Genomic DNA, 13,208 nt, shown 5'->3' with positions numbered 1-13,208 from the left:
ACGGGGCTGGAGATCTATAGAGTAAAGCTCTACACTGAACTCAGTACCGAGAATAGCAGTCACAGCAGGTAATAAAGGGATACTAAAATGACAAATGAGTACAAAGGCAGAAGTTATAAAGGCAAAACCCCAAAATTAGCCGCCGGCGTGTATGTGGATGAAAGCGCCGTTCTGGTTGGCGATATAGAAGTAGGAGAAGACAGTAGTGTCTGGCCTTTGGTCGCAGCGCGAGGAGACGTTAACTATATAAAGATTGGCAAACGCACTAACGTTCAGGATGGCAGCGTGTTACATCTTACTCGTTCCAGCGCTTCAAACCCGGATGGTTACCCCTTGATCATTGGAGATGATGTGACCGTTGGCCACAAAGTGATGTTACATGGCTGCCAGCTGGGCAATCGCATTTTGGTAGGTATGGGTGCAATTGTCATGGATAATGTCGTAGTAGAGGACGACGTGATCATAGGTGGTGGTGCATTGGTCCCACCCAATAAACGCCTGGAGTCGGGCTACCTGTATGTTGGCAGCCCAGTTAAGCAGGCTCGGCCACTTAACGAGCAGGAAATCGCCTTTTTAAAAACATCGGCGCAGAACTATGTCGAGCTAAAGGATGATTACCTTTCAGAGCTGGACTAATTCAATTTCCCCCTGGGCCGAGTACGCCTCTTCTTCTATTTGCTGTTCGGCCTGCATTTCATAATCAAACTGGTGTGCTTTAAAATGTGTGAGCGCCTGCTCTTTTGGAAGCGTAGTCGCAATCACGCAAGAAACCAGCACCCCCGATACCATCGCTGTGAATATCAGGCACTTGCGCGTGTCATTGTAGTGAATATCATCATTAATCAGGATCTGCTGATTCATAGCCTACCCTCTTTCATTGCATTGAGTACCGGGACAACCTCAGGCATTTGACCTCGCCACAATGCAAACGCTTCAGCGGCTTGTCCTACCAGCATGCCCATACCATCCACACAGTGCGCTTTCGCATTATACTCAGCGACCCAAGCCAAAAAGGCTGTTTGCTGATCGCTATAAAACATGTCATACGCCAGTTCGCAGTTGCTGACGTGCAGAGGATCAATGTCTGGCACCTGCCCTGTGACACTCGATGATGTTGAGTTAATCACCAAATCATAAGCCCTATCTGGAATGTCATTTAGTGCAACGCCCTGAACTTCGCCATATTCAGCAAACAAATGAGCAAGTTGCAGTGCCTTTTCTGCGGTACGATTGGCAACCACCACAGTGGCCGCCCCAGCCTGCAAAAGTGGATATACACAACCACGCGCAGCACCGCCCGCGCCAATCAGCAGTATTCTGGCGCCTGATAAGGTTTCTGTATGACGCAGTAAATCTGCAACTAAGCCAGCTCCATCTGTATTGTCACCCAGTACTGAACCATCTGGCTGAAGCATCAACGTATTGACCGCACCGGCTAACCTGGCGCGATCCGTCAAATGGCCAGCCATTTGATACGCACGCTCTTTAAAGGGTAAGGTGACATTGGCACCCAGGCCACCTTGGGCAAAGAATTCCATTACCGTCGATTCGAATTCAGATAATTCAGCCAGAACGGCCCGGTACTCAATGACCGAATTAAACTGACCCGCAAATTGCGTATGAATGGCAGGAGATTTAGAATGCTTAATCGGGTTTCCAAAAACCGCGTATTTATCCATTGAACGGCCTAACGATATAGTGATGTTATATGAAGCAGTTAATTAAACGCATCTTTAATCAAGATGCAAGTGACAATCCATCCTCAGATGAAACACACCAGGCTCCGACGCCCGAGAAAACGCCTTACGAGATCATCGGTGGCGAAGCTGGCACTCGAGCGCTCGCCAACCGTTTCTATGACATTATGGAAAGCGACCCTTACGCTAAGCCTTTATACGATATGCACCCGTTACCATTGGATCGCATCCGGCAGGTATTTTTCGAGTTTCTATCTGGCTGGCTCGGTGGCCCGGACTTATTTGCAGAGCAATATGGTCATCCCAGACTCAGAATGCGCCATATGCCATTTACGATAAATAAAGACCTACGTGATCAGTGGATGTACTGTATGGACAAAGCCCTTGATCAGGAAGTAGACAACCCTTTGTTACGAGAAGGGTTGCGTAAATCGCTGGCTCAATTAGCCACACACATGATAAATCACGACTAAAGTATTAATTTTATATTAAATTAGCGCAATAATTTTTTGCGCTAAGTCAAACTGCCCTGGTTACTAAACACGCATAATAGCGGCTCTGCTTTTTTTAGGTGCGATGCGTGTGAAATCCATTCAACATAAAATTTATGCGTTGCTTGCCATTACAGGCGTACTGGTGCTGATCGCCAGTATTTTAAGTAACTCAAGCCAACAAAAACAACTGGCCGAAGAGACCGTCGAGACCAATATTCGCTTATTGGCAGACAATTACTTCGATTCTATCAACACCATGATGCTTACCGGCACCATGGCAAACCGTGAGATCCTCAGCGATAAGATGCGCAATCATGACAATATTGAAGATGCACATATCATTCGGGGCGATAAAATCAACAAGTTGTATGGCATGGGTAATCCCAATCAGCAACCCACTAGTGACGTAGAGCGAGCTGCATTGCAAGGTGAAGAAACCCTTGTAATTGAACATCGTGACGGCAAACGCATCATGACTTACCTCAAGCCCATGGTTGCAAGAGAAAACTACAAAGGGACTAACTGCTTAGGGTGTCATCAGGCGCAAGAAGGCGATGTGCTTGGCGCGGTACGGATCAGTTACTCACTTGAGGACATTGACGACACCGTACACAGCAACACCTGGCTGAGCACAGGCTTACTGACGGGTATTTTTGCCACGACGTTTGTCATTTTGGGTGTTATCTTTCGCAAGCTCTTTATTGTGCGCCTGAAAACGCTGGGTCGCACAATGCGCCTGGCAACCCAGAACAAGGACCTGTCATTGCGTATCGACGATACCATAGATGATGAACTGGGCCGGCTGGCCATTAACTTTAATAAAATGATGGCCTCATTCAAGGAAAACATCGCCCAGGTGTCAGCCTCGTCGCATGTCTTGATCCAATCTGCCGAGCAAATCTACAACGCCGCCGACACCACTGAGCAGGCTATTCAGGAGCAAAAGCAAGGCACGGATTCAGTCGCTGCCGCTATCAACGAATTAGAAAGCTCATCCAGTGAGGTAAAGAACACCACTCATTTTGCCTCTGAAAAGTCTGACAGCAGTAACCATCTGGCTGAACAGAGTATGGCTGTCGCTGAGCGCACAGAGCAGAGCATCAATCAGCTGGCACGCGATGTACGTCAGGCAGCCGATCAGGTCAGTCAGCTACAGACCCAGACACTGGAAGTAGGAAAAGTCTTAGAAGTGATCAGCAGCATTGCCGAACAAACAAACTTACTGGCACTGAATGCCGCCATCGAAGCGGCACGAGCCGGAGAGGCAGGCCGCGGGTTTGCTGTGGTTGCTGACGAAGTGCGTACCCTGGCCACCCGAACGCATGATTCAACCGACGAAATCAAACGCACTATAGACAAACTGCAAAACGAAGCAGCACAAACCGTGAGTGCCATGAGCGCGTCTTGTGAGGAAGCGGATGATCGCGCCATGCAGGTGAAGCAGGTGGCACAAGCACTCAAGGACATTTCAAATCAGATGCATGAGATCAACGCATTGAATGTGCAAATTGCCGATGCAACGGAGCAGCAGAATCTGGCCGCAGAGGAGATCAATCAAAGTGTGGTGGCCATCCGTGACAATGCGGAACAGTCCTTAATTGACGCCCATGGCAGCAAACAGATCAGTGAAAACCTGCTGGAGCTTGCCCGCTCTTTAGATGAGCAGGTACGTAGTTTTCGATTGGAGTAACACTACCCTGATACAAAAAAGGCGCCACCGGCGCCTTTTTTATTACGTGATCGAGCTAGTCATCTAGCGTAGACATCGCCAGCCAGTCTCTTGGGCGCAAAAAGTGCTTGTACAACAAAGCCTCAGGCGCGTCATCGGCTGGCGTAAAATCATATTCCCAGCGTGCCAGCGGTGGCATCGACATCAGAATAGACTCTGTCCGTCCACCCGTTTGCAGGCCAAATAAAGTGCCACGGTCCCAGACCAGGTTAAACTCCACATATCGGCCACGACGATATAACTGGAACTGACGCTGCGCTTCACTGAACGGCGTGTCTTTACGCTTTTCCATGATTGGCACATAGGCATCCAGGAAGCCTTTGCCTACCGCTTGCATAAAGGCAAAGCTGGTGTCAAAACCCCACTGGTTCAGATCGTCAAAGAACAAACCTCCCACACCCCGGGTTTCTTTGCGGTGCTTGAGATAGAAGTAATCGTCACACCATTTTTTATAGTCATCATAGACCTGCTCTCCAAATGGGTCACATACCTCTTTGGCAACAGTGTGCCAGTGCTTGACATCCTCAAGCACCGGATAGAATGGAGTCAAATCGAATCCGCCACCGAACCACCAGATAGGTGCTTCGCCTTCTTTCTCTGCGATGAAAAAACGCACGTTCGCGTGACTTGTGGGAATATGCGGATTTTTGGGGTGGATCACCAAAGATACACCACAGGCGTGAAAGCTACGCCCTGCCAGTTCAGGTCGATGGGCTGTGGCCGAAGCTGGCATTGACGCGCCATAGACGTGGGAGAAGTTCACTCCCCCCTGCTCTATCACCGCGCCGTCGCGCATTACACGTGTACGACCACCACCGCCTTCTTCACGCTGCCATGCGTCTTCAATAAACTTGCCACTGCCGTCCGCTTGTTCCAGTCCCTGACAAATTTCGTCCTGCAGGGCAAGCAAGAAGGCTTTAACAGATTCTAGGTTCACCTGACTCAAAGTCATTAACTCCTTATGATTTTGCCACTTAAGGCATCACGGATCTGACTTGGGCTAGTTTGTTTACCCAACTCACCCGCCTGATAAAATGTCACCCGATCACCAAATGCAGCCTGAGCTTCAGCCAAGGTCTTAGCCGGCTCTTCACCACTGAAGTTGGCACTCGTAGAAACAATCGGTTTGCCAAATGCCTGACACAACTCTTTCACTACAGGGTGATCGGTCACGCGAATTGCAATGCTCGGGTTGCCGCCCGTCACCCACACAGGTGCGTTCGCTTTTACTGGTAACAACCAGGTCACCGGGCCGGGCCAGGAAGAAAATATCTCTGCACGTTTATCCTGCGGGATTTTACTGTCATCGACGTACGGCAAACACTGGGCAAAATTGTCGGCGATCAGGATCAGTCCTTTTTCTACTGGGCGGTCTTTCAGTGCCAGCAGCGCATGGACGGCTTGTTCGTTATCGGGATCACAGCCCAGACCAAAAATGGCTTCGGTCGGGTAACAGATAAGCCCCCCTTGTTGTAATGCTTCGACGGCATTTTGGGGTAACTGGCGTTGCGTGTCTTGTTCGCTCACTGAGGCTCCTCAATTGTATGCTGACAAACTTTCTGCGGGCATTGTAGCACAGCTTTTCCAGCCCGGTGTTTTTGCACCATGACGGGCCAGCCGCACGCCTCACAAGGGTGTGCAATCGGCGGATGATTCACACTGTACTTGCACTGCGGGTATGTATCACAGGCATAAAAAAACTTGCCGTACTTGTTCTTGCGTTTATGTAAGGTGCCTTTATGGCATTTGGGGCAGGACGGGCCCGGTGCTTCTTCTGGCTCTTCATCGTGGGCAATATAGTGGCACTGAGGATAACCTGTGCACCCGATAAACATCCCGTAGCGACCATTACGCACTACCAGCGGCTCGCTACACAAAGGGCAGGCACTGTCTTCGAGCACCTTGATATCATGGTTATCATGATGGGCGATGGCGCGAATATAATCGCACGCGGGGTAACTGGCACAACCAAGGAAAGGGCCCGACTTACTGTGTTTGATCACCAGTTCAGAGCCACACTTGGGGCATACTTCGTACTCCCGCTCCAGGGCATGCTGGTCTGCATTAAACAATGAATGATCTATTTTACTCATAACAAGTCCCCGTCCACTTCACCCCAATGGTTTTGCGCCCATAATAGTATCAAGGGAAAGTGATATAAGGAACAAAGAAGCGCCAGTCAGGCTATACGCCTGACCTAACGAAGCTGTGATCCTCAATAAATGTAAGGGGATTAATGCAACGGACCTGTGGGTTCTTCGAAGATCAGGTCTTCCATCTGGGCATAGGCATGTTCTTTACCAGGCACATTAAACAGTACCATCAGGATCACCCATTTTAAATCGTCCAGACAGATGGCCGGTTTATCGAGTGCACATAGGCGGTCTATGACCATTTCACGGGTGGTGCTGTCTATCACCCCAATTTGCTCAACAAACATTAAAAAGCCCCGGCACTCAATGTCCAGCATGGCACATTCTTGCTCAGTGTAGATCCGGATCGCACTGTCCGGACGCGCATTTAAATAGGGAATTTCATCTGACTGCTGTAAATCGGCTAGTTGCTCCAGCCAGTCCAGTGCTTTATAAATCTCGTCTTGATTAAAACCGGCCCCGACCAGTTCATCTGTCAGTTCATTTTGCTCGACGAAGATATCCGCTTCGCTGTGAATATAGTTTTCGAATAAATACATAAGGATATCAAACATAATTAACCCCTCGCTAATTTGATGTAGCCGTCTAATACGCGTTCTACTTTGTCTTCAAGCTCAAGGTCCAGCAGTCTGGCAAGCACCTTCTCTACTGGCCACTGGGTCCTCTGCGATAAGGTATCTACACTGGTTACCTCAAAGCCGAGATTTTGCAATACGGGGCAGTGCTCCTGTTTTTTGTCACTTTCTACTATATATAGACCGTTTTCGGAGAAAAATCTTACCTCTTCGAGAATATCCTCGACTCGCTCCGTTAATTTTGCGCCGTCTTTCAATAAATGATGACACCCCTGAGATAAGGGGTTGCGGATCGATCCGGGCACCGCAAATACTTCTTTGTTTTGCTCCAGCGCATATCGCGCTGTGATTAAAGAACCACTCTTTATTTCGGCTTCTACAACCAGTACCCCTAATGACAGCCCGGAAATAATTCGGTTACGACGAGGAAAGTGCTCTGCCTTGGGCTGGCTGCCGGGGAGAAATTCGCTGACTAATAGCCCCTGCTCCGCTACCTGTTGATATAGCCGGTTGTGTCGGCGCGGATACACCACGTCGACTCCGGTACCAAGCACAGCCAAAGTCGCCCCTCCCTGACTCAGTGCGCCCTGGTGCGCCGCGCCATCGACGCCCCTGGCGAGCCCGGAAGTCACAGCCATACCCACATCACTGAGCGCGCGACCAAACTCTCTGGCTATATCCAGCCCGGTAGCAGTAGCATTACGACTGCCCACAATGGCAATCTGCGGCTGAGATAATAAAGACAACCGCCCTTTGCAAAAGAGCATCAACGGTGCACTACTGATCTGTTTTAATAATGGGGGGTAGGCGGCATCAAAGTAGCCGACCAACTGGATATGCTGTTCTATACATTGCTGAATCAGAGTATCGATAAAATGCCAGTCTGGCGCTTGCAGGTATTGGATTGCATCCTGAGGCAACCCGACTTCGCGTAATCTGCGTGGTGACACAGTAAAGAGCTCGGCGGGCATGATATGTTGGACAGCCCGCTCCAGCGTGTTGCTACCCAGCCCAGGACATATCCTCAGTGCCAGGCTGTGTCGTAAATCCAATGGTGTCATGCTCCCTCCCTGAGCTTGTCGTAGTACTGAAGCTTAATTTATTAAGCTTTCCCCGGACAAGAGAGGGACCTTAGCGACTGCTAACAGAGTCTCCCACTCGCACGGGCTGACGTGTTTTTGTGACCATGGCATAACTGATGTTGTCATACACTTTGAACAGCATTAGCTCGCCAACCTTTTCCTTAGGCATGTGCCAAACGACGCTATCTTCATCATTATCTTCGCCAAACCATTCACTGACTTCGGTGATAACTTTATCCAGGCTGCTGGCATCTTCGATATAACTGGGGCCAGTCTCCTTTTCAATCACTGTAGGTGACTGACGATGGATTGCAAGTACGTTCCCCTCTTGCAAGTCGTCTTTACGACCTAAGTCGATAACCACAACAGCCATGGTACTGAACTCACGTAGTTTGTTACTGCTAGCTATGATATTGCCCGAAATAGCCTGCACAGGTTGTGTCATTTTGAAATTTGCTGAATAAGTTTGTCCACTGGAGATAGGCATCAGTACATCACTGGGCTTCACTTCGCGACGGACCGACTCAATCTTAACGGTACTTGGCTCACCGGCTTCAATATTGCCAGTTCTGACCACCCGGCCGGTCCCGACCAAAATCGACTCGTACGCCAATATCGCGCCATTATCAGGATCCCGATAGGCATCTCCCTTACGGTAAATACCATAATTACCGCCACGAGGCAGATCCCCTTTAACATACAAAAGATGACCTTCAATGTTCATTTTGTAGTTGAAATTAGACCCCAAAACCATAGGCAATTGGTCAAAGTCTGATTCCCCCAACGCCTGCTCAAAGCGCATAAAGGGCTCCATAACCGCCAAAGGAAGAGTGGGAATAGCCTGATTTTTATCGCTTATCACTCTGGCCTGAGGGGATAGCCGACGCACCCCTTTTGCCACACTCAGACGCGGGTTACCCTCGCTGTCGTAATGTAGCGATAAAACGTCACCAGGATAAATCAAATGCGGGTTGTTGATCTGGGGATTCCACTGCCATAATGCAGGCCACTTCCAGGGACTGTTCAGATACAGGCTAGAAATATCCCACAGGGTATCCCCTTTTTTAACAACATAACGCTCAGGCGCACTGGTTTTAACCGCCAGCGTTTGTGCTAGGGCAGGAAAAACAGCACTCGTTGCCAGCAAAAGGGCGGCAATATGAGATTTCATGCAGGCTTCCTTGAGTTATTTTTCGATATTATCCACCAAAACCTGTTAAAGGGGAACGTGAATGGCTAAAATAAGAGCATACATTACCCCATTTAATTCAAGTGTAAAAGGTATCTATGGCTAAGTTAGCAGTACTAAGTTTTCCTGATGAGCGTTTGCGTACGGTTGCGAAACCGGTTGCTGAAGTAAATGACGAGATCCGCCAGATTGTCGCGGACATGCTGGAAACTATGTATGAAGAAAATGGTATTGGCCTTGCTGCTACGCAGGTAGACATCCATCAACGTATTGTAGTGATCGACGTGTCAGAAGAACGCGATGAACCTCGCGTGCTGATCAACCCAGAGATCATTGCCAAAGATGGCTCTACTATCAGCGAAGAAGGCTGCTTATCTGTGCCTTATTCCTATGCCAAAGTAGACCGCGCTGAAACCGTGACGGTTAAAGCCCTTAATGAACATGGCGAAAGCTATGAGTTTGACGCAGATGGCTTGTTAGCTGTTTGTGTTCAGCACGAACTGGATCACCTGCAAGGCAAGTTATTCATCGATTACTTGTCGCCGCTGAAACGTCAGCGGATCCGTAAAAAAATCGAAAAAGAAGCCAAACTGGCGGCGCGCGCGTAAGCGTGCCGTTTCCGACTACAATTACTACCTAACTGGAACCTCAAGTGAGCAAATCTCTGCGTATTGTCTTTGCGGGCACCCCGGATTTTGCTGCCAAGCATTTGGCAGCGCTAATCGCATCACACCATGACGTTGTCGCTGTGTACAGCCAGCCTGACCGCCCAGCCGGTCGCGGCAAAAAACTCAAAGCCAGCGAAGTAAAAACTCTGGCGCTGGAACACAATCTGCCCGTCTATCAACCACAATCACTCAAGTCTGACGACGCACAGGCTGAGCTTGCTGCGCTGAATGCCGATGTCATGGTGGTAGTGGCTTATGGCCTGCTGTTACCCAAAGCCATTTTGGATACACCACGACTTGGCTGCCTGAATGTACATGGTTCAATTCTGCCACGCTGGCGTGGTGCTGCACCAATCCAACGTGCTATCTGGGCTGGCGACAAAGAGACAGGCGTCACCATTATGCAAATGGATGAAGGTCTGGATACCGGCGACATGCTGCACATTGCTACCTGCCCGATTGACGAGAATGAAACCAGTGCCAGCCTGTATAACAAGCTGGCCGAACTGGGACCAGGTGCATTAGTAGAGACACTGGACAAGCTAGCCGAAGACAAGCTGAGTGCCGAGCCGCAGGATGATGCGCTGGCCAATTACGCTAAAAAGCTGTCTAAAGAAGAAGCCAATATAGACTGGGCAATGGACGCAACACAAATTGAGCGTAACATCCGCGCCTTCAATCCCTGGCCTGTCTGCTACACTCAGATGCAGGGACAAACGGTTAAGGTTTGGCAGGCAACGGTTGTATCGCAGCAAGGCACGCCCGGTCAGGTACTCAGTGCCGATAAAACCGGTATCACCATTGCTTGTGGTGAGCAAGCACTGACTATCACGCAGCTTCAGCCTCAAGGTAAAAAGCCCATGTCAGCGCAGGATTTCCTGAATGGTCGCAGCGACTGGGTAACCCCTGGTAGTCAGGTGGGTGCCTGATGGCCAACGTACGCGCGCTCGCCGCGCAAACGCTGTTTCAGGTTGTTGATAAAGGTCAGTCTCTGACAACCCAACTGCCCTATGCCAGCCGTCAGTTGCCGGTAAAAGACCGCGCCCTGCTACAACAGATTTGCTATGGTGTTTTGCGATATTTGCCCAGCCTGGAGCATTATTGCCAGCAACTACTTGAGCAACCACTTAAGGGCAAGAATCGGGTGTTTCAGTTTTTATTGTATGTCGGTATTTACCAGCTACAACATATGCGGGTTCCCTCTCACGCAGCCGTCGCCGAAACCGTCAATGCGGCCAATAAGCTGCAAGCACCAGGTCTGAAAGGACTGATAAACGCGGTATTGCGTAACTTCCAGCGTGCCCAGGAAACGTTAGAAGCCAGTGCCAATGCCATCCCTGTATGCAAATACAACCATCCGGGCTGGTTTATCAAAAAGCTACAGGCAGCTTACCCTGAACATTGGGAAGAGATTTTAACAGCCAACCAGCAGCAAGCACCTATGTGGTTACGCGTTAACCAACGCCAGTCGAGCACCACAGACTATGCCGCGCGCCTCGATGCCGAAGGCATTGCACATACTTTGGATGCGGACTTTGTGGATGGCATTTTGCTGACCAAGCCTGTAGATGTGCAGCAGTTACCAGACTTTGCTCAGGGTGCCAGCTCAGTGCAGGATGCCGCAGCACAAATGGCAGCTCGCTTACTGGACCCACAGGATGGCGAGCATATTCTGGATGCCTGTGCCGCCCCCGGTGGTAAAACCTGCCATATTCTGGAACTGGCCGATGCCAATGTGATTGCTTTGGATGCCGACGGTGAACGTCTCAAACGCGTCGACGAAAACCTTAAACGTCTGCATCTCAGCGCCCAATGCCTTGAAGCCGATGCTGCAAATCCGGATAACTGGTGGCAGGGCAAGCAGTTTGACCGTATTTTGCTGGATGTGCCCTGCTCGGCAACTGGTGTGATCCGCCGCCACCCGGACATCAAATGGTTGCGTCGTGCCACCGATATAGAAGAGCTGGCGGCGCTACAGGCCAGTATTTTAGATAGCATCTGGCCACTGCTGAAACCAGGTGGTACGTTAGTGTATGCAACCTGCTCCGTGCTGCCTCAGGAAAATACAGAGCAAGTTACCGCATTTTTAACACGTACTCAGGATGCTCAGCTTAAACCTTTGCATGATCAAGACACGCCGGAAAAACCTGGCTTGCAACTGCTACCAGGCCATACCGATGGCTTTTATTACGCACGGCTGAAAAAACAATAATAGCGCTAGACTAGCTTATGAAAATCATCATCTTAGGCGCCGGGCAAGTCGGCGGCACACTGGCCGAAAACTTGGTCGGCGAACAGAACGAAATCACCGTGGTAGACATTGACGGCGAACGACTGCGGGAATTGCAGGATAAGTACGACCTGCAAGGCGTGACCGGACACAGTGCACATCCGGATGTACTCAGGCAGGCCGGTGCCGAAGATGCCGATATGGTTATTGCGGTGACCAGCTCGGACGAAGTCAATATGATTGCCTGTCAGGTGGCCTATAGTATTTTTAATACGCCAACTAAGATTGCTCGGATCCGTTCTGAGCAATACCTGAAGTATAGGGAGAAGCTGTTCCATAATGATGACCTGCCAGTCGATCACTATATCGCACCGGAACAATTGGTCACTCGTTACATTCGTCGCCTGATCGATTACCCAGGTGCATTGCAGGTGCTACAGTTTGCTGATGGCATGTTATCGCTGGTCGCCGTTAAAGCCTATTATGGTGGTCTGCTGGTTGGCTATGCTCTGTCTGCGCTGAAAGAGCATATTCCCAATGTTGATACCCGGGTGGCAGCAATTTATCGCCAGGGTAAAGCCATCAAACCTTTGGGTACCACAGTGATAGAGGCCGATGATGAGGTATTCTTTATCGCGGCAACCAAACACATTCGTGCAGTTATGAATGAGCTGCAGAAACTCGAACGTTCATATCGAAAAATTATGATTGCCGGTGGAGGTAATATCGGCGCAGGATTGGCGAGATCATTGGAGAAAAACCACAGCGTGAAGCTGATTGAGCGCAATCTTGACAGGGCCTCTTCTCTGTCTGAAATGCTCGACAACACGGTGGTATTCTGTGGTGATGCCTCTGATCAGGAGTTATTATCCGAAGAGCATATCGAGCAGGTCGATGTCTTTATTGCGGTAACCAATGACGATGAAGCCAACATCATGGCTGCCATGCTCGCCAAACGTATGGGTGCGCAGAAAACCATGGTCCTCATCCAGCGAGGCGCTTATGTTGACCTGGTGCAGGGGGGAGAAATCGACATTGCTATCTCACCTCAGCAGGCGACTATCTCAGCCTTGCTTACGCATGTCAGACGTGGTGATATAGTAAACGTTTACTCACTTCGTAAGGGCGCTGCTGAAGCCATTGAAGCTGTTGCCCATGGTGACGAAAACACCTCTAAAGTGGTCGGCCGTGCGATTCGAGACATCAAGTTGCCAGCAGGCACCACCATTGGCGCCATAGTTCGTGACGACGAAGTACTGATCGCCCACGATGACACCATTATCTTGTCGGGTGACCATGTCATCATGTTCCTGATCGACAAAAAGCAAATAGGTGTGGTTGAAAAGCTCTTCCAGGTCAGTGCACTGTTTGTGTGACCGCTTAACTATCTA

The 13,208-nt window shown here is 49.8% G+C and carries 15 protein-coding genes; 7 read left to right on the top strand and 8 right to left on the bottom strand.

Annotated features, from left to right (window positions below):
- The first annotated feature begins 87 nt into the window (after positions 1-87).
- Positions 88-636: a gamma carbonic anhydrase family protein gene (locus tag ELR70_RS05060; RefSeq protein WP_054016229.1), complete on the top strand. Its 549-nt coding sequence runs from the start codon at positions 88-90 to the stop codon at positions 634-636.
- Here ELR70_RS05060 and ELR70_RS05055 read toward each other — a convergent pair.
- Positions 622-861, bottom strand: coding sequence for a DUF1488 domain-containing protein (locus ELR70_RS05055; RefSeq protein WP_054016228.1), 240 nt, complete (start codon positions 859-861; stop codon positions 622-624). The genes ELR70_RS05060 and ELR70_RS05055 overlap by 15 nt on opposite strands.
- Positions 858-1,679 (bottom strand): shikimate dehydrogenase, encoded by an 822-nt coding sequence (aroE, locus tag ELR70_RS05050; protein ID WP_054016227.1) that lies wholly within the window; start codon positions 1,677-1,679, stop codon positions 858-860. Before aroE ends, ELR70_RS05055 begins: the two co-directional genes overlap by 4 nt.
- Before the next feature lie 29 nt (positions 1,680-1,708).
- Here aroE and ELR70_RS05045 point away from each other — a divergent pair, with 29 nt between their 5' ends.
- Together ELR70_RS05045 and ELR70_RS05040 are read left to right on the top strand one after the other, a co-directional pair.
- On the top strand, positions 1,709-2,170 hold the full coding sequence (locus ELR70_RS05045; protein ID WP_054016226.1) for a group II truncated hemoglobin: 462 nt from the start codon (positions 1,709-1,711) through the stop codon (positions 2,168-2,170).
- A gap of 103 nt (positions 2,171-2,273) precedes the next feature.
- Positions 2,274-3,881, top strand: a complete 1,608-nt coding sequence (locus ELR70_RS05040; RefSeq protein WP_054016225.1) for a methyl-accepting chemotaxis protein — start codon at positions 2,274-2,276, stop codon at positions 3,879-3,881.
- A 55-nt stretch (positions 3,882-3,936) separates the two neighbouring features.
- Here ELR70_RS05040 and hemF read toward each other — a convergent pair whose 3' ends face one another.
- From hemF to ELR70_RS05010, 6 genes are all read right to left on the bottom strand, one after another.
- A complete protein-coding gene (gene hemF / locus ELR70_RS05035) occupies positions 3,937-4,872 on the bottom strand; it encodes an oxygen-dependent coproporphyrinogen oxidase (RefSeq protein WP_054016224.1) in 936 nt (311 codons plus the stop codon).
- The gene (locus ELR70_RS05030; RefSeq protein WP_054016223.1) at positions 4,872-5,447 is read right to left on the bottom strand and encodes a Sua5/YciO/YrdC/YwlC family protein; all 576 of its coding nucleotides are present in this window, start codon (positions 5,445-5,447) and stop codon (positions 4,872-4,874) included. Before ELR70_RS05030 ends, hemF begins: the two co-directional genes overlap by 1 nt.
- A complete protein-coding gene (locus tag ELR70_RS05025; protein WP_054016222.1) occupies positions 5,444-6,013 on the bottom strand; it encodes a topoisomerase DNA-binding C4 zinc finger domain-containing protein in 570 nt (189 codons plus the stop codon). The genes ELR70_RS05030 and ELR70_RS05025 overlap by 4 nt, the downstream gene beginning before the upstream one ends.
- 140 nt (positions 6,014-6,153) lie before the next feature.
- Positions 6,154-6,627 (bottom strand): DUF494 family protein, encoded by a 474-nt coding sequence (locus ELR70_RS05020; protein WP_054016221.1) that lies wholly within the window; start codon positions 6,625-6,627, stop codon positions 6,154-6,156.
- A gap of 2 nt (positions 6,628-6,629) precedes the next feature.
- Entirely contained in the window at positions 6,630-7,709 is a 1,080-nt protein-coding gene (gene dprA / locus ELR70_RS05015) for a DNA-processing protein DprA (protein ID WP_054016220.1), read from the bottom strand.
- A gap of 70 nt (positions 7,710-7,779) precedes the next feature.
- Positions 7,780-8,901: a LysM peptidoglycan-binding domain-containing protein gene (locus tag ELR70_RS05010; protein WP_054016219.1), complete on the bottom strand. Its 1,122-nt coding sequence runs from the start codon at positions 8,899-8,901 to the stop codon at positions 7,780-7,782.
- Between the two features lie 116 nt (positions 8,902-9,017).
- Here ELR70_RS05010 and def point away from each other — a divergent pair, with 116 nt between their 5' ends.
- Genes def through trkA form a run of 4 tightly spaced genes read left to right on the top strand, consistent with a single transcriptional unit; the run spans position 9,018 to position 13,193 of the window.
- On the top strand, positions 9,018-9,527 hold the full coding sequence (def, locus tag ELR70_RS05005; RefSeq protein ID WP_010384826.1) for a peptide deformylase: 510 nt from the start codon (positions 9,018-9,020) through the stop codon (positions 9,525-9,527).
- 44 nt (positions 9,528-9,571) lie between these two features.
- On the top strand, positions 9,572-10,516 hold the full coding sequence (gene fmt / locus ELR70_RS05000) for a methionyl-tRNA formyltransferase (RefSeq protein ID WP_054016218.1): 945 nt from the start codon (positions 9,572-9,574) through the stop codon (positions 10,514-10,516).
- Positions 10,516-11,799, top strand: a complete 1,284-nt coding sequence (rsmB, locus tag ELR70_RS04995; RefSeq protein WP_054016217.1) for a 16S rRNA (cytosine(967)-C(5))-methyltransferase RsmB — start codon at positions 10,516-10,518, stop codon at positions 11,797-11,799. The genes fmt and rsmB overlap by 1 nt, the downstream gene beginning before the upstream one ends.
- A gap of 17 nt (positions 11,800-11,816) precedes the next feature.
- Positions 11,817-13,193 carry a Trk system potassium transporter TrkA gene (trkA, locus tag ELR70_RS04990; protein ID WP_054016216.1) on the top strand — a complete coding sequence of 459 codons (1,377 nt, stop codon included), beginning with the start codon at positions 11,817-11,819 and terminating at the stop codon, positions 13,191-13,193.
- The last annotated feature ends 15 nt before the right edge of the window (positions 13,194-13,208 follow it).

The sequence above is a fragment of the Pseudoalteromonas sp. R3 genome (assembly GCF_004014715.1).
Lineage (GTDB): Bacteria > Pseudomonadota > Gammaproteobacteria > Enterobacterales > Alteromonadaceae > Pseudoalteromonas.
This window is presented reverse-complemented; position numbering and strand designations above follow the sequence as displayed.

What these genes read in the sequence shown, in the direction of transcription:
- ELR70_RS05025 (WP_054016222.1), bottom strand. Translation starts at nt 6,013, where the DNA reads ATGAGTAAAATAGATCATTCATTGTTTAATGCAGACCAGCATGCCCTG.
- ELR70_RS05045 (WP_054016226.1), top strand. Translation starts at nt 1,709, where the DNA reads ATGAAGCAGTTAATTAAACGCATCTTTAATCAAGATGCAAGTGACAAT.
- aroE (WP_054016227.1), bottom strand. Translation starts at nt 1,679, where the DNA reads ATGGATAAATACGCGGTTTTTGGAAACCCGATTAAGCATTCTAAATCT.
- dprA (WP_054016220.1), bottom strand. Translation starts at nt 7,709, where the DNA reads ATGACACCATTGGATTTACGACACAGCCTGGCACTGAGGATATGTCCT.
- ELR70_RS05055 (WP_054016228.1), bottom strand. Translation starts at nt 861, where the DNA reads ATGAATCAGCAGATCCTGATTAATGATGATATTCACTACAATGACACG.
- ELR70_RS05020 (WP_054016221.1), bottom strand. Translation starts at nt 6,627, where the DNA reads ATGTTTGATATCCTTATGTATTTATTCGAAAACTATATTCACAGCGAA.
- ELR70_RS05010 (WP_054016219.1), bottom strand. Translation starts at nt 8,901, where the DNA reads ATGAAATCTCATATTGCCGCCCTTTTGCTGGCAACGAGTGCTGTTTTT.
- ELR70_RS05060 (WP_054016229.1), top strand. Translation starts at nt 88, where the DNA reads ATGACAAATGAGTACAAAGGCAGAAGTTATAAAGGCAAAACCCCAAAA.
- ELR70_RS05040 (WP_054016225.1), top strand. Translation starts at nt 2,274, where the DNA reads ATGCGTGTGAAATCCATTCAACATAAAATTTATGCGTTGCTTGCCATT.
- hemF (WP_054016224.1), bottom strand. Translation starts at nt 4,872, where the DNA reads ATGACTTTGAGTCAGGTGAACCTAGAATCTGTTAAAGCCTTCTTGCTT.
- trkA (WP_054016216.1), top strand. Translation starts at nt 11,817, where the DNA reads ATGAAAATCATCATCTTAGGCGCCGGGCAAGTCGGCGGCACACTGGCC.
- def (WP_010384826.1), top strand. Translation starts at nt 9,018, where the DNA reads ATGGCTAAGTTAGCAGTACTAAGTTTTCCTGATGAGCGTTTGCGTACG.
- rsmB (WP_054016217.1), top strand. Translation starts at nt 10,516, where the DNA reads ATGGCCAACGTACGCGCGCTCGCCGCGCAAACGCTGTTTCAGGTTGTT.